At 37.8% G+C, this 24303-nt stretch carries 23 protein-coding genes and 1 pseudogene; 11 read left to right on the top strand and 13 right to left on the bottom strand.

Annotation, left to right across the window (positions count from 1 at the left end; all coding sequences use genetic code 11):
- Positions 1-6: 6 nt before the first annotated feature.
- Positions 7-1653, bottom strand: a complete 1647-nt coding sequence (locus LW137_RS03960; protein WP_233033407.1) for a phosphoethanolamine transferase — start codon at positions 1651-1653, stop codon at positions 7-9.
- Between the two features lies 1 nt (position 1654).
- On the bottom strand, positions 1655-2776 hold the full coding sequence (gene nusA, locus LW137_RS03955) for a transcription termination factor NusA (protein WP_233033405.1): 1122 nt from the start codon (positions 2774-2776) through the stop codon (positions 1655-1657).
- A 150-nt stretch (positions 2777-2926) separates the two neighbouring features.
- On the opposite strand from nusA, the gene LW137_RS03950 reads away from it, so the two are divergent.
- The 8 genes from LW137_RS03950 to LW137_RS03915 all read left to right on the top strand — a co-directional run bounded on the left by LW137_RS03950 (position 2927) and on the right by LW137_RS03915 (position 9992).
- Entirely contained in the window at positions 2927-3166 is a 240-nt protein-coding gene (locus LW137_RS03950; RefSeq protein WP_233033403.1) for an HP0268 family nuclease, read from the top strand.
- Complete coding sequence (gene miaB / locus LW137_RS03945) at positions 3167-4477, top strand: tRNA (N6-isopentenyl adenosine(37)-C2)-methylthiotransferase MiaB (protein WP_233033401.1); 1311 nt, start codon at positions 3167-3169, stop codon at positions 4475-4477.
- The gene (locus tag LW137_RS03940; protein WP_233033399.1) at positions 4474-5124 is read left to right on the top strand and encodes a lysophospholipid acyltransferase family protein; all 651 of its coding nucleotides are present in this window, start codon (positions 4474-4476) and stop codon (positions 5122-5124) included. Before miaB ends, LW137_RS03940 begins: the two co-directional genes overlap by 4 nt.
- A gap of 62 nt (positions 5125-5186) precedes the next feature.
- Complete coding sequence (locus LW137_RS03935; protein ID WP_233033397.1) at positions 5187-6134, top strand: hypothetical protein; 948 nt, start codon at positions 5187-5189, stop codon at positions 6132-6134.
- Entirely contained in the window at positions 6131-6649 is a 519-nt protein-coding gene (locus tag LW137_RS03930) for a hypothetical protein (protein ID WP_233033395.1), read from the top strand. Before LW137_RS03935 ends, LW137_RS03930 begins: the two co-directional genes overlap by 4 nt.
- Positions 6646-7197, top strand: a complete 552-nt coding sequence (locus tag LW137_RS03925; protein WP_233033393.1) for a hypothetical protein — start codon at positions 6646-6648, stop codon at positions 7195-7197. Before LW137_RS03930 ends, LW137_RS03925 begins: the two co-directional genes overlap by 4 nt.
- A 71-nt stretch (positions 7198-7268) precedes the next feature.
- Positions 7269-8624, top strand: coding sequence for a hypothetical protein (locus LW137_RS03920; RefSeq protein ID WP_233033391.1), 1356 nt, complete (start codon positions 7269-7271; stop codon positions 8622-8624).
- A gap of 108 nt (positions 8625-8732) precedes the next feature.
- Entirely contained in the window at positions 8733-9992 is a 1260-nt protein-coding gene (locus LW137_RS03915; protein WP_233033389.1) for a major outer membrane protein, read from the top strand.
- Between the two features lie 38 nt (positions 9993-10030).
- Here LW137_RS03915 and LW137_RS03910 read toward each other — a convergent pair whose 3' ends face one another.
- Together LW137_RS03910 and dnaG are read right to left on the bottom strand one after the other, a co-directional pair.
- Positions 10031-11086, bottom strand: coding sequence for a 7-cyano-7-deazaguanine synthase (locus tag LW137_RS03910; protein WP_233033387.1), 1056 nt, complete (start codon positions 11084-11086; stop codon positions 10031-10033).
- Entirely contained in the window at positions 11079-12692 is a 1614-nt protein-coding gene (gene dnaG, locus LW137_RS03905; RefSeq protein WP_233033385.1) for a DNA primase, read from the bottom strand. The genes LW137_RS03910 and dnaG overlap by 8 nt, the downstream gene beginning before the upstream one ends.
- 159 nt (positions 12693-12851) lie before the next feature.
- On the opposite strand from dnaG, the gene LW137_RS03900 reads away from it, so the two are divergent.
- From LW137_RS03900 to groL, 3 genes and pseudogenes are all read left to right on the top strand, one after another.
- Positions 12852-13727 carry a glycosyltransferase family 8 protein gene (locus tag LW137_RS03900; protein ID WP_233033383.1) on the top strand — a complete coding sequence of 292 codons (876 nt, stop codon included), beginning with the start codon at positions 12852-12854 and terminating at the stop codon, positions 13725-13727.
- A 356-nt stretch (positions 13728-14083) separates the two neighbouring features.
- Positions 14084-14350, top strand: a pseudogene (gene groES / locus LW137_RS03895) (co-chaperone GroES); the annotation flags it as partial.
- 16 nt (positions 14351-14366) lie between these two features.
- Positions 14367-16013, top strand: a complete 1647-nt coding sequence (gene groL / locus LW137_RS03890) for a chaperonin GroEL (RefSeq protein WP_233033381.1) — start codon at positions 14367-14369, stop codon at positions 16011-16013.
- Positions 16014-16035: 22 nt separating this feature from the next.
- Here the strand turns inward: groL and LW137_RS03885 are convergent, their stop codons facing one another.
- The 9 genes from LW137_RS03885 to LW137_RS03845 form a co-directional block, all read right to left on the bottom strand.
- Positions 16036-17094: a glycosyltransferase family 2 protein gene (locus LW137_RS03885; protein WP_233033379.1), complete on the bottom strand. Its 1059-nt coding sequence runs from the start codon at positions 17092-17094 to the stop codon at positions 16036-16038.
- Between the two features lie 19 nt (positions 17095-17113).
- On the bottom strand, positions 17114-18046 hold the full coding sequence (locus tag LW137_RS03880) for an alpha/beta fold hydrolase (protein ID WP_233033377.1): 933 nt from the start codon (positions 18044-18046) through the stop codon (positions 17114-17116).
- Positions 18043-18966, bottom strand: a complete 924-nt coding sequence (locus LW137_RS03875; RefSeq protein ID WP_233033375.1) for a glycosyltransferase family 2 protein — start codon at positions 18964-18966, stop codon at positions 18043-18045. Before LW137_RS03875 ends, LW137_RS03880 begins: the two co-directional genes overlap by 4 nt.
- 59 nt (positions 18967-19025) lie before the next feature.
- Positions 19026-19283: a 30S ribosomal protein S18 gene (gene rpsR, locus LW137_RS03870; protein WP_233033372.1), complete on the bottom strand. Its 258-nt coding sequence runs from the start codon at positions 19281-19283 to the stop codon at positions 19026-19028.
- Between the two features lie 10 nt (positions 19284-19293).
- A complete protein-coding gene (locus LW137_RS03865) occupies positions 19294-19791 on the bottom strand; it encodes a single-stranded DNA-binding protein (RefSeq protein WP_233033370.1) in 498 nt (165 codons plus the stop codon).
- Positions 19792-19808: 17 nt separating this feature from the next.
- Complete coding sequence (gene rpsF, locus LW137_RS03860; RefSeq protein WP_233033368.1) at positions 19809-20276, bottom strand: 30S ribosomal protein S6; 468 nt, start codon at positions 20274-20276, stop codon at positions 19809-19811.
- A 79-nt stretch (positions 20277-20355) separates the two neighbouring features.
- Entirely contained in the window at positions 20356-21351 is a 996-nt protein-coding gene (holA, locus tag LW137_RS03855) for a DNA polymerase III subunit delta (protein ID WP_233033366.1), read from the bottom strand.
- Positions 21348-22313, bottom strand: coding sequence for a glycosyltransferase family A protein (locus tag LW137_RS03850; RefSeq protein WP_233033364.1), 966 nt, complete (start codon positions 22311-22313; stop codon positions 21348-21350). Before LW137_RS03850 ends, holA begins: the two co-directional genes overlap by 4 nt.
- A gap of 11 nt (positions 22314-22324) precedes the next feature.
- Complete coding sequence (locus LW137_RS03845; protein WP_233033362.1) at positions 22325-24259, bottom strand: RNB domain-containing ribonuclease; 1935 nt, start codon at positions 24257-24259, stop codon at positions 22325-22327.
- Positions 24260-24303: the final 44 nt, after the last annotated feature.

Here is a 24303-nt window from a genome sequence, read left to right as displayed (position 1 = left end):
CTTGATTTAAAGAGCTGATTTTAGCTCTTTATCATAATCCCTCCCCTCACTCCCTCCAACGATTCTTTTGCGTGTAGGATTAAAACTCGGGCTGATAAGGCTTCTTGTGGGATCAAAACCGCTAACCCTAATCCCTGCAATATCCAAAAGCGTATGGATCAAATCATCTGTCATATAGGGACGCTTAAGAGATTGTTGTATTTGATGATAAATTAAGGGATGCTTCTTTTTAAATAAATCTGACACATAAACAATGAAAGGAATCTCAACCATAAAACGGCTCATATTATCATCAGCATGTCCCGCAAACTCCCTTGCATCATATACCTCCTCTCCATGATCTGGGACATAGAGCACAAGAGAATCTTGATTGGCAAAACGCTCACAAATTTCACTCACAACATAATCGTTATAAAAAATAGCATTATCATAACGAGCAATGGTGCGCTTCTTAAGATCCAATGTCGCATCATCAAAATAGGCAAATGTTTCAGGATACCTCTTCCCATAGCTAGCATGTGCCCCCATCAAGTGAAAAACATAAAGATGATTTTTAGAATCCATTGGCTTTAGATGATCAAATGCTTCAAGTAATTTTCCATCATAAAAAACCTCATCAAAATTACGCTTATACTCAGAAACAAAATGTGTTTCATGACTCAAAGAGGCAATAATCCCTGTTGATCCACCATGAGTTGCATTTAACTGATTGGAGATCCATACAACCCTATAGCCACTTCCTCTAAAACTTCCAATCAAATTCCCCTGCTCATACCAAGGAATTTGAGAATTTTCAACATTGGAAAAAGTGAGCATTTTTCTCAAAGAAAGCGTGGTTTGAGCATGCGGAGAGACCACATCTGAAAAAACAAACAAATTTCCCTTTTTTACAAGGGATTGCAGGCGTGGGGTCGTGGGCTTTTGGTATCCATAAATTTGCATATGATTTCTTTGCGTTGATTCTCCAAGAATCAACGCAATATTTTTAATTCCCTCTAAGGGGGGGGGGACAGAATATGTTTCTTCTTGTTCTAAAAGTTTTTGATAATAAGCAAGCGTCTTTTGCGCATCTCTAAGATCACTAAAAGCAAGATAAGTATCGCATCCAAATCTCAATGGAGAAATAAAAAAGAGCTGATTGCGATATTGGCAGGAAGAAATTCCACGACTTGCGAGCAGATAAGTTTCATACACCCCAAGAACTCCCCCAATGATGACAAAGCCCATGATCCATAAAGTTTTGATTCTAAACTTAACCCTTAGAGCACAAAGCACCAATGCAATACAAACCATACCTACACCCAAGGCCTTCAGAATCTGAGAAGAATAAAGCTCAAAAAATGAAAGAGATTCGGAGATATTTGTCTCCCACAAAGTCAATATCATCGCCCCAGTAAGAGAGGTTTCAAAAATAAACAAACATGCAAGATCTACAAAAAACATCACTGTCGATAAGATCAGCCATACATATAAACAAAGTTTCCCAAACCTCTTGAGCTTAAAAGACAAAGCAATACAAAAAGCAAGAATAAAAAAACCACTTAACTGCGCAACAAAGGTAGAAATCGAAAAATTTCTCCCCCAAATTGAACACACATAAGAAATCCAGTAAATTACGCTCAAATATAAAAAGCTTTTTGTATAAAATCCCATTTTATTCCTTAAAAAGAGACTCTAGAGCATCTAGCCCTACTTTTTTGCCCTCATCAGGTTTTATATTGCCCTGTTGCTCAAACAAATCAGCCACCCCCACCTCTTTGATCTCAATCTCACACTGTGTTAGCATCGATGCAAGACGAATATTGACACCATTTTTCCCAATCGCTTTGGATTTTTGATCACTTGTAAGCGTAACAATTGCCTTCTTTTTCTCTCCAATCTCTTCGATCTTGACACTTAAAACACTTGCTGGAGAGAGAGATTTTGCCACAAACATCTCTAATGGCTCACAATACTCAACACAATCAATGTTTTCTCCATGCAACTCTTTGCTTACAGCATTGATTCTTACTCCTTTTGTCCCTACAGTTGAACCAATGGGGTCAATTTTTGGATTTTGGGTTGCAAGAGCAATCTTTGCTCGATCCCCTGGAATCCTTGCACACCCCTCAATTGTCACTTCTCCATCTTTAATCTCTGGCACCTCCAAAGTCAAAAGCTCTATGAGGAATTTGGGCGTTGTTCGCGAAAGCTCAATCTGCATCCCACCTTTTGCAAATCGCATATGTTTCAAGATACAAGACACTGTATCTCCGATTTTAAAGTTTTCTCCCTTGATTCTGTTTTTTTGACTCATCACCCCTCTGATTTCTTCAATCTCAATATAGGTATTGCCCTCATCATCAACTCGCACGACCTGCCCACTTACAATCTTCCCAAGCTTTGCCTTCAAGCGCTCAAAAAGCTTATCTTCAAGAAGCTTTTGCAATCTTCCCTCAAGCATCTTAAAAAGCGTATTGATCGCATTTCTGCTCATATTTTCAAGGCTAATTTCATATTTTAATTCATCACCAACATTTACATCAGCATTTAGCTCCCTAGCCTTATCAATCCCCATAGAATTCAAATCATCTTGACCATTCTCGCAAATTGTAATTTTTTGAAACAACTTTAATGTGCGTTCTCTCTCATCTATCTCTGCTTCAAAAATTGCCTCATCACTCAATTCTTCCGAAGCAATCTTGATCAAACATTCTTTCACCAAATCAATCACAAGAGCCGATTCGATCCCTTTCTCATATGCAATAAGCTCTACAATATCTAGTATCTTTTCCATTTCTTTCCTTCATTTAACAATCATAAAATTTGGGATTTTTATTTGATTGGAGTTTAAGTTGAGATTATAGCAAGCTTTTGGTTTCAAACTTTTATATCCAAAGGAGTATAATACGCCCTTTATTCTAAAAAGCCAAATAAAAGGAAAGATATGGATTTCAAACTCGCTAAACAAACCCTTCAAGACAAAAGCGAAAAAATCACTCTTAAGCAGATCCAAGATCTCATCAAAGATGGGGAGAAGATTTTATATTTTTCAAATGAAAATACCCACAAAGATCTCCTCAAACTTACAGAAACTCTCCAAAAAGATGGACGCAGTGCCCATTTAAGAGAAGCAAAATTTGGGCTAGATGAAAAAGAATTTATCTATGAACTCCACATTATCTAAATGAAAAAACTCTACATCGAAACAATGGGGTGCGCGATGAACAATCGTGATAGCGAGCACCTCATCGCAGAACTACAAAATAAAGAAGGCTATACTCTCACGCAAGATGCAAAAGAAGCAGATTTGATCTTGATCAACACTTGCTCTGTGCGAGAAAAACCAGAAAGAAAGCTCTTCTCTGAAATCGGACAATTCAATGCCATCAAAAAACCTCAGGCCAAAATTGGAGTATGCGGATGTACAGCAAGCCACCTAGGAGAAGAGATCATCAAAAAAGCTCCAAGTGTCAGTTTTGTCTTGGGAGCAAGAAATATCAGCAAAATTACACAAGTGATCCATCAAGACAAGGCTGTGGAAGTTGATACAAGCTTTGATGATAGCACTTATGCATTTTCAAAAAATTCCAATCCCGATATCAAAGCCTTGCTTAATATCTCCATAGGATGTGACAAAAAGTGCACTTATTGCATTGTTCCACATACACGCGGGAAAGAAATCTCTATTCCTACAACAATGCTTCTTGATGAGGCTCAAAAACTTGCACAAAAAGGGGTTAAGGAGCTCCTTTTACTCGGACAAAATGTCAATCACTACGGAATCCGATTCTCAAATCCGCACAAGCCTACTAATTTCACACAGCTCCTCAGAGAACTTTCCTCTATTGAGGGCATTGAGCGTATTCGATTTACCTCTCCCCACCCTCTCCATATGGATGATGAGTTCTTAGAAGAGTTTGCACGCAATCCAAAAATCTGCAAAAGCATTCACATCCCCCTGCAAAGCGGATCAACAAAAGTCTTAAGAGAAATGAAAAGGGGCTATACAAAAGAATGGTATCTCAACCGAATTGAAAAACTCAAATCGCTTGTCCCTCATGTTGGAATCAGTACCGATATTATCGTAGCCTTTCCCACAGAGACAGAAGCAGATTTCCAAGAAACTATGGAAGTGCTCAACATTGTGCAATTTGATACGTTATATAGTTTCATTTACTCTCCTCGTCCCCATACTGAAGCTCAAAAACTTCACAATCCCATTTCCAAAGAAGAAGCATCCAAAAGACTTGCGACACTCCAATCAAGACACAAAGAAATTTTGGCCCAAAAATCAAAAGAAGAAATCGGGAAAATCCATTCTGTTTTGATAGAAAACTATCGCGATGAAGCCCCTCAAGTCTGGAGTGAGGGAAGAAGTGATACAAATCGCCTCATCAAGATTCCCAATCATGTCTTACCATTAGGCTCTATTGTGCCAGTGAGAGTTGCCCACAATGATGGAGGAAGCCTCATAGGAGAAATGCTACCTCAATGATCAAGCATCTCAAAAAAAAACTTCTCTTTCTCCTTGCTCCTCGTGTGCTATATGCTTTTTTGTGGCTTGTTTATAAAACCTCCAAGCATCGTTTTCATATCCCCCAAGAATCAATCCAAGACTCTTTTATTGCAACCTTTTGGCATGGAGAGATTCCAATGCAGGGTTTTTTTTATCACCACATCCTCAAAAAACTCAATCATAGAGATCTAAAACATTTCCGCTATGGCGTGCTAATCAGCGAACACTCAGATGGAGAAATCGCGACACGACTTTATGAGATGTATGGATTTACAAGCATCAGAGGATCAAGCACACGAGGAGGAGCAAAGGCTCTGATTGATGCCCTCAATAAACTCAAAAATGGCTGGAATATTGGACTTACTCCAGATGGCCCTAAAGGTCCTTATCATTCTGTTGCCAAGGGAGCAGTCATTATGGCTCTCAAAAGCCAGAAAAAAATCATTGGCTTGCGTGTTGAGCCAAAAAAATTTTGGCAACTCAAAAGCTGGGACAAAATGAAGCTTCCTAAACCTTTTGGAGTGATTGACTATTATGTGCTCCCTCCACTCTGGTTGGATTCCAACCTCTCTATAGAAGAAAATCAAGCCATTCTTAAAACCTATCTTGAGCAAGATCTTTTGTAATTCAAGTGGAATAAATCTTGCTTAAAATACCAAAACAGAAACAAATCAATTAAGGACATTGTGTGTTACGCAGCCTAGCCAAACTTTTTTATTCTAAAGTTTTTATTGGAATCAATCTTGATCAAGAGACTTGCTGTGTCAATATCTTGCGCACAAAGGGTGGCAAAATCAAACAAAACATTAAAACAAAAACAAAATTGATTGACAACACCATTGCGATGGAAACACTCAAATTGATTTACTTTTTCAAAAAAAAATATCCATTGACCTATATTGGAATGATGAGCAAGACACAAAATCAAGGAGCAATTCCCTCTATAGATCCCCAAAGTTTCATCCAATACGAACTCAGCATTCAACAAAATCTTTTCATTCCTTTTCAAACATGGAGTGCTTATATCAACAAAAGAGATTGTGCAGAGATTGCAAAGCAATATGAAGATATTGGGCCTCTTGATTCTCTATTTTCTCCATTTGTTTTTATTTTTCTACAAGCAAGAAAAAATGAAAAGTTTGCCCTCTACATCATCCAAGAAAAAGAAACACTCTCCCTTGCAATTTGCGATCATCAACAAATCCACTACGGAAAAACTTTCCATCTTCACGATGAAGAAATGGCGCTAGATTCACAATCCAATCAAGAGACAATTTCATCACTTGATCATCTATTAGAAAATCTTGATCAAGATATTGACACGCTAGATTTGGATGGCTTTAAGGCAGAAACTGAAGAAGATGAGGAGCATCAAGAAAAAGCAGAAGAGCTCAATGACTTTGTGCGAGCCACACATATTGCACAAATTTTAGAAGAAACAATCCATCATTACTACCAAAATCACAAAAGTTCTTTTATCAACGAAATCGTCTTTTTAGACACTTATGGAATCAGTCCAGATGCTTTCAAATACATTCAAGAAACTCTAATGATTGATATGCATATTGTGCCCTTTTCCCCATCAGAGGCAGTTGCATCGCTTATGTTTGAAGAATATCAAAGGAATGCATTATGAGACTTAGCTTCATCACTCCCAATAAAAAATCCTTGATTTCATCAACGACTGCCTCTTGGCTATTGTGCTTCATAGCCTCCACTTTAGTCATTATTGGATTTTGGACTCTTCTTGAGATTCAATCAAAAAGCTTTGAGCGCTATTCGCAAGATTTTGAACAAAACATCAAACATCAGCAAAACATCCAAAGCACACTCAACCAAGAGCTTGATTTTTTAAATTCTCAACTTGAGATGCTCAAAAACATCAACCAACAAAATATTTCACTCATCAATGCAACTAAAAATCTTTTTGATCTTATTCCTGATCAAATCACAATTAACTCAATTGCCCTCACAGATGACATGCTCACACTCAAAGGGATTACACCCTCCAAAGAACTCTATATTTTCCTCCTAGGAACGCCACTGAAAGCAATTTTTTCAGAAAGCAGAGTAGATTTTTTTGTTCTTCCAAGTGGCTGGTATAACTTTGTCTCTGTCAGCAAAATCATCCCAATAAAGGCACAGCAATGATCAACAAAAAAGAAGAACTTGCCGAATTAATCGTCAAAAATATTGTTTTTATCTCTCTTTTTGCCATCTTTTGCTTCTATAGTATCTCTCTCATCATTGTCCCAAAAATCGTGGATTTTCAAGACAAGCGCAATGCATTTAAGCAGCAACAATATTATGAAATCAAACTCAAAGAAGAAAACGCACAAATTCGTAACCACATCAGCGAATCTCAAAAAAACAACCACAAATCTCTAGCATCTTTAGAAACAAAAACCGATGAGGCCAAAATCCAAGTTATTGCACAGGATTTTTTCTCTTCTGTCACAGTAGAAAAAGTCAAAACTCAAACAACAGATTCGTTTCTTCAAACACATTTCAAAATCAAGGGCACAAGCAATGGATCAAAAGCGATCTTTGATTTTATCGATAAAATCAAAGAAACTATGCCCAACGCCTCTTTTATCTTACCCCTAAACATACAAAAAGAAGACCCTCTCACCAATTCACTCAAAATAGAACTTTTTCTGAAAATTTATAGACTTACCAAAAACGCCTCACGAGATTGAGTTTTTTTCTTTTTACTTCAATTTTGTGCTAGCATTCCTAGGCATTTAAAGCAAACACAAAAAGGAGAAAAATGAAAACTTTAAAAAACTCTTTGGCAACATTGGTTGCACTTGGCGCCTTTGGCTATGCAAATGCTGAAACAACTGAAACAACTCAGGCTAACGCTCAAGAACCTCAGCAAAAAGTAGATAAGTCTATCCCACCCTCAACAAAAACTTCTCTAATGGATGCACTTGAAGGAACAACAATCGGTGGTTATGTTTATGGTCAGCTTACTTCTATGTTTGGAAGTGATGCAAGTGGAACTGCGATGAGATTTAGAACAGCTATTGATGTCAATACGGGAGCATATTATGGCTTCTCTGTTGGCACAAGAGTTTATGCATCTATAGGGGGAGGAGCTCCAAATGGAAAAAGCTTCCTTGAAAATTCTGGGGCATCTCCAGCTGAAAATATGCAATTAGGTCTTCAAGCTCTCTATGGTCGCAAGACATTTGAATCTTCTGCCACAGTTATCACTGCAGGAAAAATGAACATTATCACACCTTTTAGTGATAGCGCATGGGATTTTGCCTATGGTGCAGGTATCGATAACTATGATATTGCAGGAGTTGGATTCCATCTTCAAGCTTATGGAGCTTGGGCTTTGGATAACAGCAATACAATTGGTACTCCAGAGCTTGTTTCTGAAAAACCTTTATTTATCTTTGGTATAACAGGAGATCAAAAAGAGCTTGCTGGAGTCGGTTTTGATGCTTGGGTTGCACATGCTGTAGATACAATTGATTTCTTGACTTTTGTAGATCTTAATTACACAATTGCTGGAGTAAAACTCCAAACTCAAATTGCTACAACTCAAGTCAATACATCAAGCAAGCACTTCGATCTTTCTAACACAACACAAGACTTAACTGCAAAATTAAGAGGACTTTATAACTTTCAACTTGCCTATAACTCAAATGAAACAGGCATCGTTGCCGCTGCTGGTTACACTGGAAGCTTTGGTGATGGATATGGTGCACTTTTAAACAGCACTGCTTCTTTCAATATGGGTGGAAAAATCTGGTATGACACTCTTAGTAGTGGAGCAAATGGATATGGGATCATTGGAACAGGTGGAACAAAAACATCTGATGGCTCTGCTTCAAAAGTTCAAGTTGCTTATGCTTCACTTGGCTATAAGGGAGTTAAAAACATTTCTTTGAGCCTTGATTATGCTTATGTTACAAGCAATAACTATATGCTAATGGCAAAAGGAAAAGAAAATCATCCTAACAAAACTCATATGGATGTACAAATGCACGAATTCTCTGTTTCCTCTACCTATGCCTTCTCTGATAAGCTTGCCTTATCTGTCCTTGTTGGATCGACATTTGGAGATCTCCAAATGGGAAGAGCAAGAGCTAAACTTACTTATAAATTCTAAAACCAAGGTGCTTCTTTTGCACCTTGACCTCTTCCACTTTCCTCTTTTCTTTTGATACAATCCTCTCATACACGCTAAGTGAAAACCAAAGACACAAGAAGGATTTTAATGAAAAAATTTTCTCAAATACTATTGATCACATCCGGCCTCTATGGACAAGAAAGTCTTCTTGATGCAATCAAAGATATCAATGTTGATGGCTACACATATGGGCAATATACGCTCATGTTTGGAGAAGATGCAAATGGAAGCGCTTTTCAAACACGTGTTTGGCTCAATCTACAAACAGGCTCTTATCATGGCTTCTCAGTTGGAACAAGAGTCTTTGTTGATTATGGGACAAGTGCTCCTGATGGAGGAAGCTTCTTAGAAAATTCAAGCTCTCCCTCAGGAATTCCTTCTATTGGGCTTATGTCCCTTTATGGTGTTTGGACACCTCAATCCTCCAAAACAACAATTACATTGGGAAAAATGAACATTGCAACACCTTTTAGCGATTCGGAATGGGATTTTGGCTATGGTGCGGCAATGACAAACAATGATATTGAAAATCTCACCTTCTCTCTTCAAGCTTATGGAGCTTGGGGACTTGATAATGCAAATGCCATCCACTCCTCTCCTCTTGCTGATGAAGATGATGTAAGCATGAATTCCTCAAGACCTCTTTTTATTGGCGGAATTCATGGTGAAAACTTCAATGGATTTGGTTTTGATGTTTGGGTTGCACATGCAATCAAAACGATTGATTTTCTCACTTTTGCTGATTTGAATTACTCAATTGCTGGACTTACTCTTCAAACACAGGTCGCTGCAACACAAGTGAACACAAATGAATCTTTTTTCAATCTAGGTGAACTCTCAGCTAAGCTCCGCGGACTTTATAATATACAGGCAAGCTATGAAAGCTTTGGTATAAATCTCACAGCAGGCTATACTGGAAGTTTTGGTGATGGATATGGTGCACTTTTAAATTATTGTGCAGGCTTTAATATGGGAGGAAATATTTGGTGGGATGTTGGATCTGGCAATGGGTATGCACTCAATGGTGTTGGTGGATACAAACAATCCAATCAAAGCTCAAGCATTCAAGTTGCCTATGCTTCACTTGGCTATGCAAATCAAAAAACCTCAATGGGTCTTTCATATGCCTATATTGGAGGGAACAACCAATATAGACTTCTTAAGAAAGGTTTTTCACGACATCAAGCCTCTCTTTTGGGTGGAAGCATGAATGCCAAACTTCACGAGTTATCCTTTACTCTCAAATATGACTTTAGTGAGAAATTATCTCTATCTGCACTGGTAGGATCAACATTTGGGGATTTATCAATCGGAAAAGCTCAAGCAAAAATCAATTATCAGTTTTAATTCAAAGGATGAGAATTTCTCATCCTTAGATCTTTGATCTATTTTAAGAATAAATATTTCTGAGCTTCTTGGCGCTCTAAGGGGGTAAGCTTGTATTGCATATCACCAATACGCACTTGATAATCTTGCTCTAAATGACTTTTGCCATATCCTAGAGCAATTCTTCCAGCCAAGCATTTATCCTCTTTTGTTGCATTTTTTTCTATTAGCCCTATTGGACCATTACAATCAAGCAAGACAATCTTTTCCATCATCGGATTTTCAATATCTAGCTTCTGATTCTCTTCTTCATTTCTAGCAATGATGCATCGCGCACCATTGGGCAAAACCATATAGCGTCCCGCCTTGACAAGCTCCACATCCTCAAAGATCATTCCGCGATGTGATTGCAAATCTTTAATCTTCAAAGCCACGCTCGTATCCGTCAGCAAGCACCCTCCTCCTGGCTTCTCAAAATATTTCCATCCATAATTTTGAATCATCTCCAATTGACGAGTTCTTCCGCGTCCATGCACATCAAGCAATTTGGATCGATCTACCCACCCCATTCTTTCTGGATAAGTCTCCTCCAAAAGCTTTGCACTCATCGGACGCAAAAGAAGCTCATCTAGACTTTTGGGCTTTTGGATTCCATCTCCATTAGGATCAATCAAATGCGCAAATCGAGAATCTTCTCCCATTTTTTTGACCAAAATTTTCACTTGATCTAATGCCTCTTTTCTTTGACTTTTTGGGCGTTGCCCCAATACTTCTCCACTGATGACAAAATCTGCATCAAGCTCTACAAGTTTTAAAAAAGCATTTTTGAACATATTGGCATGGCAATCTATGCAAGGATTAAAATATTTTCCATAGCCATATTTTGGCGCAAACAAAACATCATTAAAAAATTGCTTGCGGATATCGACACTAATAAACTCCACGCCAATTTGTGCAGTCGCATTGTGGAAATACTCCAACTTACTTTTATTTCCCCCAAATCCAATATTGAAATTAATTGCAACAACCTCAATCCCCTGCTCTTTCATCAATTGCATACTGATCAAGCTATCACATCCCCCACTAAACAAAGCTATGGCTTTTTTCTTACTCATGATTCTCCTTTTGAATTTTTTCGATACAACACTTATATTTTTTGATCAATTCTATTTTCTGCTTATATCCTAAATTTCGCTCAAATGGTATCTTTTTCAATCTTTGTTGATAATCTTTGATCGCAAGCTCTCGCACTTGTTTTTGAAAATCTTCTCTCATCAAAGGCTGTATTGCTTCATTGATTCTTATTCCAAGAAGCAAAGGATGACTCCACTCCCCTCTTGCAAGCAACTCAAATTCTGCAAAATGTGTCTGAAATGATTGAGCATCCAAATATTCAATCGCATAATCCAACAACCCACGATCCTCTACAATACTTTTAATCAAGACAAGCTCTGTTAGATTCATGCGACTAGTTGGTATCTGGGAGGAAGTTTTTTTTCGTTTTATATGAATTAAAGAAGGAGAGATTCTAAGCATTTGGGCAAGTAGCTCTCGATATTCTTCTTGCAAAAGAGGAGACAGGGTATGGAGAAATTCTAAAGATTCCTTGAGTGCCTTTTCTTTTTGCAAAGGATTCTTTAAATCATAGGCCTCAATGGTTTGCTTCAATACAAACTCAATAAAAGGGATTGGCTTCTTTAAAAGTTGTGCAATCTCTTCAATCTTGCCAGAAACAACCATATCCGCAGGATCCATGCCTCCCTCAAAAATCACAACCCCCCCTTCCTTATCAGCCAAAAGCTTTGAGGCCTTGAAAGCCGCACTGATTCCTGCCTTATCTCCATCATAAGCTACAATGATTTGTGGCTCTCCTTTTGACAAAAGAGGAAGGTGATCTTTTGTAAGTGCAGTTCCAAGTGTAGCAACAACATTTTTAAAGCCCGCTTGATGCATCATAATCACATCAATATATCCCTCAGTAATAATGATTTGACGCTGGGCATAGATACTTTCTTTGGCCAAATGATAAGCATAAAGAAGCTTTGATTTGTTAAAAACCTTACTTTGGGGAGAATTGATGTATTTGGCATTATTTTGAGCTTGCAATGCCCTCCCACCAAAGCCAACAACTCGCCCATTGGGAGAGAAAATAGGAAACATCAAGCGTTCAAAAAACCGAGAATAAACCCTATCTTTATCTTGTCCCAATACTCCAAGCTCAATGGCCTCAGATCGTGCATTGTGCGTATCTGCAAATTTCACACTCTCAAACCCAGACCCACAAAGCCCTAGCAAAAACCTCTCAATGCTTTGCTTTGAAATTCCACGATCACCCACATAAGCCAAAACCTCTTGAGACTGCAAAAGTTTTGAGTGATAAAACTGCGCAATTTTGTCTAAGAATTTAGAATCTTTTCTCTGCCTCTCTTGGGTGTATGTCAGGGAAAATCCGGTCAAGGAAGCAATTTTTTCAATCGCTTCTGCAAAACTCAACTTTTCATATTCCATCACAAAAGCAATCGCATCACCTCCAGCCCCACAACCATAGCAGTGATAAACCCCCTTTGCAGGACTAACCATAAAGCTAGGTGTTTTTTCGTCGTGAAACGGACAACAAGCGCTATAGTTCACCCCTGCTCGCTTGAGTTGGATATAATTGCCCAAAATTTCAACAATATCAAGATTTGCTTTAAGCTGTTCGATTGATTCCTTAGCAATCATTGAAAATCCACAAAAAAAGATAAAAAGGCATTGTAATGAAAGAAATTCCAATTATGTTTTGTTTTGACAAAAATTATGTCATCCCAGCCGCTGTTGCTTTCTACTCTCTTCTTAAGAATAATACCCCCCCCCCATCAAAAAGTTTTATTTAAACTTTTTGTGATCCACAATAACATCTCTCCTAACGACCAAGAAAAACTTCAGCTAACCATCAAGCCTTTCTCTCATTTTGCCACACTTGACTTTATCCATGCGCAAAACTATTTGCAAGATGTGTGGAAAAAGCTCACCCACCAATACCACTTTTCTTATGAAGTGTTTTATAAGCTCATTGCCCCTAGTCTATTCCCTCAATACGACAAAATCATTATTTCTGATGTTGATGTTGTCTTTTTGGGAGATATTACAAGAAGCTTTGATGATTTTGATTGCAATGAGGATTATCTGATAGGAGGAGTTGTCAGCAATGATCCACAGGCATTTTTTCCTCTTCCGTCCAAAGGATGGCGCAGTGGATACAAAAAGTTTGATTCTAAAGAATTAGAAGCAATTTCACATGGAGTAGATGGATGCTATCTCATCATCAATCTTAAAGGGTGGAGAAAAGAAAATATTCAAGAAAAAGCGATTCGATATTTAGAAAACAATGCTCACAAACTTGTCCTAGCAGAACAAGATGTATTAAATATTGTATGCTTTCCACATAATACAAAAATCAGCCTAGCCCATGTTGTTTCCCATACTAGCTGGAAAAATTTTGGGGAGTTATGGGAAAAATTCAAGCCAAATATTTACTCACAACAAGAAATTACGGAGGCAAGACTTCACCCAATTCAACTTCATTTTGTTGGGGCAAACAAACCATGGAATACCCCCAGTGAGCCCAAATCTGATTTATGGTTTTCCTATCTTTGCAAAACTCCATTCTTGCAAGACTATCTTTGCTCTCTAGAGAGCCTAATGTTTGCCAAGTTCCAAAAATCTCGTTTTTTCTATCGGGCACTCAACTACATCAAAAGAAAATTTTTTAAATAATCCTTGCTCCTCACTCTCAAACCCAACGTATTTACAAAGTCCGTTGGTGCAGGAGGACCCCAATCCACTCTCAAATATTCACTCAATAGAGAATTCTGGTCTCTATTTCACAATCTTGTATAACTCTATTTTTGCATTCTTCAATATCTTTAAATGATCAATAAGCCCCCAAATAGACGAGGTTTCCAATATGTTTTTGGATATTCTTATAGATAAATACTCACTAATATTTAGCCAAATAGACTAAATATTAGTGAGTATTTATGACTTAAAGCAATTGAAAGTAAATCAAAAATAGTATAAAATCGTAGCACTTAAAATATTTAAGTGCTATCAAACTATCAAGGAGTATTGAAATGAATTTCAAACCACTGGGTAAAAGAATTTTGGTTGAAAGACTTGAAGAAGATACAAAAACAAGTTCTGGAATTATCATCCCAGATAATGCAAAAGAAAAGCCATTGATGGGGAAAGTTGTCGCCATTAGCAAAGAGATCGAAGAAGGATGCAAATGCGTAGCGCTTAGTCAAACTGTTGTTTTTGGCAAATATAAAGGAAATGAAATCAAACTTGATGGCAAAGAATATATCGTTTTGGAACTTGAAGACATTTTAGGAACAATTTTATAAGGAGTAAAAAATGGCAAAAGAAATCAATTTTTCAGATAGTGCAAGAAATAAACTTTATGAAGGTGTTAAGCAACTTAGCGATGCTGTAAAAGTTACAATGGGGCCAAGAGGTCGCAATGTTTTGATCCAAAAAAGCTATGGAGCGCCAGCAATCACAAAAGATGGTGTTAGTGTGGCAAAAGAAGTTGAGCTAGCTGATCCAATTGCAAATATGGGAGCTCAACTTGTTAAAGAAGTTGCAAGCAAAACAGCAGATGCTGCAGGAGATGGAACAACAACAGCAACAGTTTTGGCCTATAGCATTTTTAAAGAAGGGTTGAGAAACGTCACAGCTGGAGCTAATCCAATCGAAGTTAAAAGAGGAATGGATAAAGCTAGCGAAGCGATTATCGAAGAACTCAAAAAAGGAAGCAAAAAAGTAGGCGGAAAAGAAGAGATTGCACAAGTTGCAACAATTTCTGCAAATTCTGATGAGAAAATCGGAAATCTTATCGCTGAAGCTATGGAAAAAGTAGGCAAAGATGGTGTTATCACTGTTGAAGAGGCAAAAGGAATCAATGATGAATTAAGCGTTGTTGAGGGAATGCAATTTGATCGAGGATATCTCTCTCCTTATTTTGTAACAAATAGCGACAAAATGAACGCTCAACTAGACAATCCCTACATTCTCTTGACAGATAAAAAAATCACTTCAATGAAGGATATCTTGCCACTTCTTGAATCTACAATGAAAAGTGGAAAACCTTTGCTTATCATCGCCGAGGACATTGAAGGTGAAGCATTGACAACTTTGGTTGTAAATAAATTACGTGGTGTGCTTAATGTCGCAGCAGTCAAAGCTCCTGGATTTGGTGATCGCAGAAAAGAAATGCTTAAAGATATTGCAATCCTAACAGGTGGACAAGTCATTAGCGAAGAGCTTGGAAAAACTCTAGAATCTGCAAGCATCGAAGACCTTGGGCAAGCTGGACGCATTGTGATTGATAAGGATAATACAACAATCGTAGATGGCAAAGGAAGTGCAGAGGAAGTTAAAGCGCGCGTTGCACAAATTCGCACACAAATTGAGAGCACAACAAGCGATTATGATAGAGAAAAACTCCAAGAAAGACTTGCAAAACTTAGTGGTGGAGTTGCAGTTATCAAAGTGGGTGCAGCAAGCGAAGTAGAAATGAAAGAGAAAAAAGATAGAGTTGATGATGCACTTTCTGCAACAAAAGCAGCCGTTGAAGAAGGCATTGTAATTGGTGGTGGTGCAGCACTCATTCGAGCAGCTCAAAAAGTTTCTCTCTCTCTTAAAGGTGATGAGCAAATTGGTTATGAAATCATTCTCAGAGCGATCAAAGCTCCAATGAAACAAATTGCTGAAAATGCTGGATATGATGCTGGTGTTGTTATTAATAATGTTGAAAGTGCAAAAGAGGACACTTACGGATTTAATGCAAGCAGTGGAGAGTATGTTGATATGTTTAAAGCTGGAATTATTGATCCACTTAAAGTTGCAAGAGTTGCATTGCAAAATGCAGTAAGCGTATCAAGCCTACTCCTCACAACAGAAGCAACAATTAATGACATCAAAGAAGAAAAGCCTGCAATGCCTGATATGAGCGGTATGGGCGGAATGGGGGGCATGGGGGGCATGGGAGGGATGATGTAATCCCCCCCCCCACCCTTCTCTTTTAAGCGATTTTTACTTTTTTAATAAAACTTTTGATTCCTTTCCTAATTGAATCGGGCAAATAACTAGCCAAAACAACACAGAAACGAAAGCCTTCGGCAAGCAAAATCATTGCCCTCCTAGAATTAATTCCCACAACCCTTTGTCTTATTTTCCTCTCAAAAGAGCTTACATCCTGATTCCTATCCTGAAACAAAGCCATACATTTCTTTTCCCAATTCCCACCTCTTGAGCACAGCGCTCCCAAGCTACAATAGCGAGAAAAAATGTGGTCAGCATAAATTGTGTTTAAAAAGAACAATAACTCTTCTTTTTGTTGTCCAATCAAAAGCTTTCTCAATTTTTCATATCCCTTCAAAAGATTCTCAATATGATCTTTTTTACTGATTTGAGAACGACTCAAACTTTCATATCGAATATCACAATAGTAATAATTTTTATTTCTTACAAAGCTATTTTGAGCAAAAGCCAAAAAACTTAAGACAAACATCAAATCTTCGCCATAGCTAATCTCTTCACAAAATTGAAGATGGTGTTCTTGTATAGCGCTGTTTTTAAAAAATTTTCCACATCCCCAAGAATTTCCCAAATAAAGACAAAAATCAATAAACAGCCCTCTTCCTACGTACTCTTGATCACCACTTGCTTTGGCCCAAAAGAGGGGAACTTTTATTTCTTTTGTTTTTTGAATCGCCACTCCTGCATAAAATAAGCACTCAATATCTCCTTTTGAGAGAAAACTATATGCATCTTTCAAAAAACCTTGGGCGATATAATCATCACTATCTATAAATGTAACATATTGCCCTCTAGCGTGTTGCAAGCCTAAATTTCTTGCCGATGAAACTCCTCCATTTGCTTTATAAAAATATCGAATTCTCTCATCATTGTATTGTTCCAACAACTCCCTTGTTCTATCTGTACTACCATCATCAACAACAATCAACTCAAAGTTTTCAAAATCTTGACAAAGCACCGAATCAATAGCGCGACTGATAAAATCCTCACGGTTGAAGGTGGGGATAATAACACTAAAAAACACTGCAGACAAAGAGGACATTGTAATAGCCTTTTATTCTTCACTTGCATTCAATCCACTCCTTTACTTCCTGCATAATTTGTCTTTTATTAATCTCCAGCAACAACTCGTGTCTGGCACCGCTATAAAGGCGCAGTTGAACATTCTCATATCCTTGAGAGACAAGATACTCATAAGCCCTTAGCGCCCCTTTGCCAAAGTCTCCACAAGGATCATCATCTCCACTCAAAAACACAATAGGAAGATTGATCTTGTTCACACGAAAATTAGGAGAAAAAACTCTCTTCAATCCTCCAAACAAACACCCAAAAGAATTGAGTGTAAAAGAGAAGCGATACTCTTTTTTTTGCATATATGGCTCTGCTTGCTTCAAATCTCGCGTAAGCCACGCATAAAAAGGAGCAGATGCATCTCTTTGGCGAAATCGACGATTAAATCCTACAAGACTTAAGCGATTCATCATTCTAACCCCGACGCGTTTCAAACCCAAAAGCTCCAAAACAGAACACAGATTGACTCCAAATCCCGCCAAGGCATTTGGTGAAGGCGTCCCCATCAATACTAAAGCATCTAACTCTTTCTCATATAACTGCAAATAGCGTCTTGCGAGCAAAGATCCCATAGAATGGCCTATAAGAATAAACCTAAACCCCTCAAAACGCTTTTTAAGAATCTGTGTTAGGGTATGCATATCCCCAACAGCTCTCTCAAATCCATTCTCACCCATCTCACCTAAATCAACGACATATTTTCCACTCCTTCCGCCAATACTCTCTCCATGTCCCCTATGATCATTGACCGCCACAACATATCCACAAGCAGACAAAAATTGAGCAAACTCATCATACTTTCCTCGTTCTTCAATCATTCCATGCGCAATTTGCACAATACATTGATTGTAATTTTTGGGGGTATATAGACTATAAACCACCTCCCCAAAATCACTCCTAAAGCTCAAATCTTCTTTTGTCATTTCTTTTTCTTTCTTGCGCACACCACACGCTTAATCAAGTACAAAATTTTAGAAAATCTTCCCAATTTATATAAAATTTTTCTCTTAAAAAAATAAGGGTAAGCTCCAAGTTCTTTAGATAATTTTTCTGCCCTATCAAGATATTCTTTTTCGTTGCTATAGCCTATCGCACAATCATACAAAAAATAATACGGCGGAGAAAAGTGCTCCAATAAACAATTGGACTGATAGTACAGATAGATTGATCTAAAAACATCAAGCAAATCATAATTTCTAAAGTTTTTATGTTGCGCCATGATTGAATCATCTCTTTGACGATAAAAATAATATTCTCCACAATAGCGCACAAATGCATTGCAAAAAGGGGAAATCATATATAAAAACGCCTCATCTTCATAAACCTTTCCCTCCAAAAACTCTACCCCGCAACGCTCCAAGAATTGTCTCAAAAACAAAAATCTCCACACTGCTCCACCAAAAACAATATTGTGAGAATCTGGGACATATCTTTGAGGCTCCTTCCTTTGCGGATTACTTAAGCGCGTCCTTCCAAAGCGTACGATGGCTTCATTGCAAACCATTTCGACATCAAACCGTATCGCAATTTCAACCATCTCTGCAATATAATTCAGACTTAAGTAATCATCGCTATCTACAAACATAATGTATGCACCGCTTGCCTTTTTCATTCCGACATTTCTTGCTGCACTTAATCCCTTATTTATCTGAGAAATTAATTGCACGCGTGGATCATACAAGTACTCTCTAGCGATCTCTTCACTTCCATCCTCACTTCCATCATTGATCAAAATGATCTCAAGATGCTTATAGGTTTGAGAAACTACAGAATCAAGGCATTCTTTCAAATAGCGAGAAACATTATAAATCGGGATAATTACGCTCACTAAAGGTGGCAACATACAAATGCTCCAAATCAGAAGCCCCCCCATCTGAAGCATGGAGGGAGAGGGAGGAAAACTTATGAAAGCTTAAAGGGATTTTCTACAACTCTTTTGCGATCAACAATATAAGGGATCAAAGCCATATGTCTTGCACGCTTAATTGCTTTTTCAACCCTTTCTTGCCATTTTTTTGTATTGCCTGTAAGGCGTCTTGGCATAATCTTATAACGCTCAGATAATGAATGCTTAAGCATTTCAACATCTTTATAGTCAATAAATTCAATTTTGGCTTCAGTATAGCGACAATAGCGCTTTGAATATTTTTTCTTTTCCATATTTCAACTCCTAAAATGGGATTTCATCATCATCGATATTGATTTCTGGGATATTGTGAGAATTACTATAATTGGATTGTGGGGAGGCTTGTTGCGGTGCCCTTTGCATCTGAGGAGCATAAGAAGCCTGTTGTTCATATTGAGGATAGGCTTCATAAGCTTGTGGAGCACTTTGAGAATCAGAGCGCGTATCCATCATCTGCATAGACTCTGCAGTGATTACGTGACGCGATCTCTTTGCACCCGACTGATCAGTCCAACTTTCATAAGTAAGCTTACCTTCAATCAAGATTTTGCTTCCCTTTCGCAGATATTGATTAGCCACTTCTGCAGTACGCCCAAATAGCTTCACATCAATAAAGCAAACCTCTTCAGCTTGGCTGCCATCTTGTTTTTTATATCTACGATTGGAAGCAAGTCCAATTGTAGCTACAGCACTTCCGCTAGGAAGATACCTCAACTCAACATCACGCGTCAAATTTCCAACCATAATCACTTTATTAAACATTATCCCAACCTCAAAAACTATTCAGCAACTTCCTTAGTTTCAGTCTCCTGACTCTGTTCTTGAACTTGCTCTTCAACCTTTTCCTCAACCTTTTTTCTTGGAGGCTTTGGAGAATCATCTTTTTTGAGCGTCTTTTTTGCATATTTTTGTGGGTTATTCGCTTTATCTACAAGCGTTTCCCAAGCTTTTTGCTCTTTTTTGTTTTCATATTTCACAACAATAAATCTCAAAATATCTTCATTGATTCTATAGAGTCTTTCAAGCTCCAAAATCAAAGAGGCTTGAGCCTTGAAATAGATCACAAAATAGTAGCCTCGTTTATTTTTTTTAATCTCATAGGCAAGTTGTCTCATTCCCATATCAAGGCATGTTTCAATCTCACCACCATTTTTTGTAATTGCTTCTTTAAAGAATTCAATCTTAGATTTGATTTCGTCTTCAACAAGCGTAGGTTTAACGATAAACATCGTTTCATAATGCTTCATAAAAACTCCTTTTGGTTTCAGCCCAGCCCACTCAAGAGCCAAGCAAGGTCTTTTTATAAAAAATAAAAAGCCTCAAATTCTACCCTAAAATTTTTTGAAGTTTTTGCAAAGCGATCAATACCGCTGTGCTTTTCCCCCTACCTGAAAAAATCTGCACTCGTGCCTCAATAAGAGTCTCAAAAACTTCCCTATACTGTCCCTCACGCAAACTCATCGCCTCTTTCGCCATCTTATCCACCACAAAATTTGGAGGAGAGTACCCCAAAATCTCTTTGGCATCAGCCTTTCCGTTTGAGCGAATATAGGCAAAAAACATAAAAAGTTTATAAAAATGAGCACCAATAGAACTAATCATTCCCATCTCATCCAAACCCTCTTCTTCAAGTCGTGCGTATATTCCCATAATCTCTCTACGGGATAAAAGCGCATCTAACAAATCTTCTAACTCCACACTTCCCAAAGCACTACATAACTGTAAAATGTCTTTTTCCTCAATAGGACGATGAAAATAAACTAATTTTTCAAGTTCCTTATAAGCAATTGAAAGATCCCCGTTTTGGATATTCAAAAGCAACATTAAATGGCGCGAATCAATACTAATCCCAAGCTCTTTTGCCCTAGCCATCAAAACCATTTGAGCCTCATTGAAATTTGGTTCAAAAAACCTTGCTTCAACTAGTTTTTCCCCCTTAAACAATCCCGCCATTTCTTTAAAATCTCTCGCATATTCACTGGAACTCTTAGAATCGCTTTTGCGAAACTCAACAATAAGAAAATTGGATGGATTTTTTTTCAAAGCCTCTAGAAATGATTGAAGCTCTTTTTTGGACAATTTTTTATCAATTTTTAGAACAACAAGTGTGCTATCCCCAAACAAAGAAGATTGACTAAGCAAATCAAAGACTTGAGCATAATCATAATCACCAAAATAGAAACTCACAATATTCTCAAGATCTGTTGTCATGGAGGCAATTTTTTTTGAATAAAACTCAATCCAAAACATACACTCTCCATAGAGTAAGCTTGCTTGAGGAATTTGAGAATCCAAAAATCTGTCCAATTGCTGTCGATTCAAACCTTATCTCCACCTTTAGTTATTCGTATCCATGCTCGTGCTAAATAGGGAATGTAAAATGCTGCCCTCACCTTATAGCTGACATAAGGGATGAGCTTTTTTAGATCTTGCTTATGACACAAAGAAGAATCTTTGATCCAGCACAAAAATGGCATCGATGCGCAACTTCTCAAGCAGCGCCGAATCAATGGGTAAATGGCACTTAATTCTTTTTTTTGCAAAAGAGACAATAAATAATTGCAATTAATCATATATGAGCGAAACAAAACTTGATTAGAGTGCTTAGAAAATGTTTTTGCACAAGATATGCTCCCCTCCCTCAAACGATAACAAACCCAGTCATTAAAAAAACAAATCCTATCCGCCATCCTAAATGTTTCAAGACCAAAGATTAAATCTTCATTGATCATTCCTTCAACAAATCTGATCCCACTTTCCTTTAAGAAGCCCAATTTATACCCCCCCCCCCAAGAAAAGGCAAAATAATTCCCCTTAACCCCCTTCAGATATTCCATTCCACTCAACTTCAATGCCTCATCTTTCTCTTCTCTTTCGATTAGCAACCCCCCTTCTTCATCAATCACTTGAACCCCGCCTATAGCTATCTTGACAGAAGGATCTCGTTTGAATGTTTCCTGCATTGTTTGAATATAACTTTTGTGCATCACATCATCAGAATCTAAAAAAACCAAAATATCTTCTTGATTTGTGCTATCGCTCATTGCTATCTCTATGCCCACATTTCTAGCACAACTAAGGCCTTTATTCTCTTGATTTACCAATAATACGCGAGGATCTTTTGTATATCTCTGCGCAATGACTCCACTCTGATCGGTGCTCCCATCATTAATTAAGATAATCTTAATATGCCGATAGGTTTGAGCAAGCACCGATTCGATGCATGCTTGCAAATACTTCTCCACATTATAAATAGGAATAACAATATATACACAAAGATTCAATCTCAATCCTTTTAAACTTTTTGTGCATAGATTCTAGCACTCGCCAAATCCACTTCAAGAATCTCCACATCCAAAATATCAAATTTATTCACCCATTCTCTTTCTAAAAGCACGATCTTTGCTCCATCGATTTGTTCAATTGCCCTGCAAAGCGGAGGATATTGCTCATCAATAACGCTCACCTTCAATCTCTCTCCAAGATGCTTATTTGCCCAATGAGCATATTTTCGATCCTTATAGGCATTTTCAATTTTTGCCACTTCACGCTCTAATTCACTCAAAGACTTGCAAAGCGATGGGAAATCTTCACTCAAATAAATCAATCGCTTATTCTGAGATTTCAATGCCTCTTTGATAACACGATGAACACACAGATCGCTATATCTACGAATGGGAGAAGTAAAATGAGTATAACTCTCAAAGCCCAAACCAAAATGCCCAATATTATCACTAGAGTATTGGGCTTGATTTTGGGCTTTGATGATCATTTTGTCTATCTCTCTTTGCATACCTTTTTTCTTCGCCCATTTTTGGATCTCTTCAATTATTTTATGGACATCTTTTTTTCCTCTTTTATCTTCAAATCCTAAACTTTTAAGATAGCAAAGAAGCTCTACAAGATGATTTTCCTTCATTTCTTCGTGGATGCGATAGATTCCATAGGAGGGCAACCCCTCAAACATCTCTGCACTTGCAACATTGGCCAAAAGCATCGCTTCCTCTACCAAATGATTGCTTTCACCCTCCTTTGATTGTTCAACCCCCAAAAGACTTTCATCTTCAAGGAGCAGTTTAACCTCATCACTCAAGAAGTCATACCCTCTTTTTAATCTCTTTTCTCTCAGTCGCTTTGCCAGGGGATAAAACTCCAAAATACTTTCAGCAACCTCTTTGGCAATCCCATCTTGTTGTTGGTTTTGCAAGAGTTTTTCAACTTGATCATAGTTCAAGCTTTGATGATTCTTAATCACTGCCTCATAAATTTGCTTAGCACATATTTCACCCAAAACATCAAAATGGATCTCCCACACCATTGCAAGCCTGCTTTCCCCCTCTCTGAGAGAGCAAATATTTTCGCTCAGCTCTCTTGGGAGCATCGGAATGCTTTTGTGCGGAAGATAGATGCTAAATCCTCTCCTCCTTGCTTCTTTATCAAGTGCGCTTTCTTTATTGACATATTCACTAACATCAGCAATCGCGATATACAAAATCCTTTTTCCCCGATCGTAATACAACGCATCATCATGATCTTTTGCATCTTTGGGGTCGATTGTGCAAAATGGCAAAGATTCTAAATCTTTTCTATGAGGATAAAACTCTTTATAAACTCGATCTCCAAAACTTTGCGCCAAAGTCAAGCATTCTTGAGGAAAATCTTCATCTTTGCCATAAGTGCGCAGAACAATCTTTTCATCTACCCTCTCATCTTCCAAAACCCCTAGTACCTCCAAAATTTCTCCATTTCTAGCATCAATTTCAAGCACAGCATGAGGAGGAAGCGCACTCAATGCTTTTTGCCTAGCCCTAAGAGGATAGATGATAGGTTTATCCTGAGTGCTTTTCAAAGAAAGTGCAGAAATTTTTTCCCTTACCTTTTCTAAAAAAACAATTTCTCTACAAAGCGGAGAATAAAGCAAGCTCACCAATCTTGCTCGCGTCCCTCCAGATAAAGTCTTAACCAGTGCGATATCTCCACTCATAACAAATTTCAAACTTCCCATCATCCTAAAATCTTTTGAATGAATTGGACAAAAACTCTTCAAAAAAACAAGATCCTTCCTTACAACATCCAAAGAACCAATCGCAAAACCTTCTTTTAGCTTAAAAACTCTGTCTTTTTTTGCGATAGCATCAAGCTTTTGAAGTGCATAAAATAGAGAATGATGCTTCTTAGGAATCTCTCTAGTCCCACAACTCAAGGACTCTAAAAATTCTTTGATTTCCACCTTAAATCCTTATAAATTTCAAAAAATATCTCATAGTCTCCTTT

Origin of the sequence: Helicobacter kayseriensis, assembly GCF_021300655.1 — a bacterium.
In the GTDB taxonomy this organism is placed as follows: domain Bacteria; phylum Campylobacterota; class Campylobacteria; order Campylobacterales; family Helicobacteraceae; genus Helicobacter_G; species Helicobacter_G kayseriensis.
This window is presented reverse-complemented; position numbering and strand designations above follow the sequence as displayed.

Bases quoted from the DNA above. Each gene is read 5' to 3' on its own strand.
- LW137_RS03960 (WP_233033407.1), bottom strand. From the start codon at position 1,653: ATGGGATTTTATACAAAAAGCTTTTTATATTTGAGCGTAATTTACTGG.
- nusA (WP_233033405.1), bottom strand. From the start codon at position 2,776: ATGGAAAAGATACTAGATATTGTAGAGCTTATTGCATATGAGAAAGGG.
- LW137_RS03950 (WP_233033403.1), top strand. From the start codon at position 2,927: ATGGATTTCAAACTCGCTAAACAAACCCTTCAAGACAAAAGCGAAAAA.
- miaB (WP_233033401.1), top strand. From the start codon at position 3,167: ATGAAAAAACTCTACATCGAAACAATGGGGTGCGCGATGAACAATCGT.
- LW137_RS03940 (WP_233033399.1), top strand. From the start codon at position 4,474: ATGATCAAGCATCTCAAAAAAAAACTTCTCTTTCTCCTTGCTCCTCGT.
- LW137_RS03930 (WP_233033395.1), top strand. From the start codon at position 6,131: ATGAGACTTAGCTTCATCACTCCCAATAAAAAATCCTTGATTTCATCA.
- LW137_RS03925 (WP_233033393.1), top strand. From the start codon at position 6,646: ATGATCAACAAAAAAGAAGAACTTGCCGAATTAATCGTCAAAAATATT.
- LW137_RS03920 (WP_233033391.1), top strand. From the start codon at position 7,269: ATGAAAACTTTAAAAAACTCTTTGGCAACATTGGTTGCACTTGGCGCC.
- LW137_RS03915 (WP_233033389.1), top strand. From the start codon at position 8,733: ATGAAAAAATTTTCTCAAATACTATTGATCACATCCGGCCTCTATGGA.
- LW137_RS03910 (WP_233033387.1), bottom strand. From the start codon at position 11,086: ATGAGTAAGAAAAAAGCCATAGCTTTGTTTAGTGGGGGATGTGATAGC.
- dnaG (WP_233033385.1), bottom strand. From the start codon at position 12,692: ATGATTGCTAAGGAATCAATCGAACAGCTTAAAGCAAATCTTGATATT.
- groL (WP_233033381.1), top strand. From the start codon at position 14,367: ATGGCAAAAGAAATCAATTTTTCAGATAGTGCAAGAAATAAACTTTAT.
- LW137_RS03885 (WP_233033379.1), bottom strand. From the start codon at position 17,094: ATGTCCTCTTTGTCTGCAGTGTTTTTTAGTGTTATTATCCCCACCTTC.
- LW137_RS03880 (WP_233033377.1), bottom strand. From the start codon at position 18,046: ATGACAAAAGAAGATTTGAGCTTTAGGAGTGATTTTGGGGAGGTGGTT.
- LW137_RS03875 (WP_233033375.1), bottom strand. From the start codon at position 18,966: ATGTTGCCACCTTTAGTGAGCGTAATTATCCCGATTTATAATGTTTCT.
- rpsR (WP_233033372.1), bottom strand. From the start codon at position 19,283: ATGGAAAAGAAAAAATATTCAAAGCGCTATTGTCGCTATACTGAAGCC.
- LW137_RS03865 (WP_233033370.1), bottom strand. From the start codon at position 19,791: ATGTTTAATAAAGTGATTATGGTTGGAAATTTGACGCGTGATGTTGAG.
- rpsF (WP_233033368.1), bottom strand. From the start codon at position 20,276: ATGAAGCATTATGAAACGATGTTTATCGTTAAACCTACGCTTGTTGAA.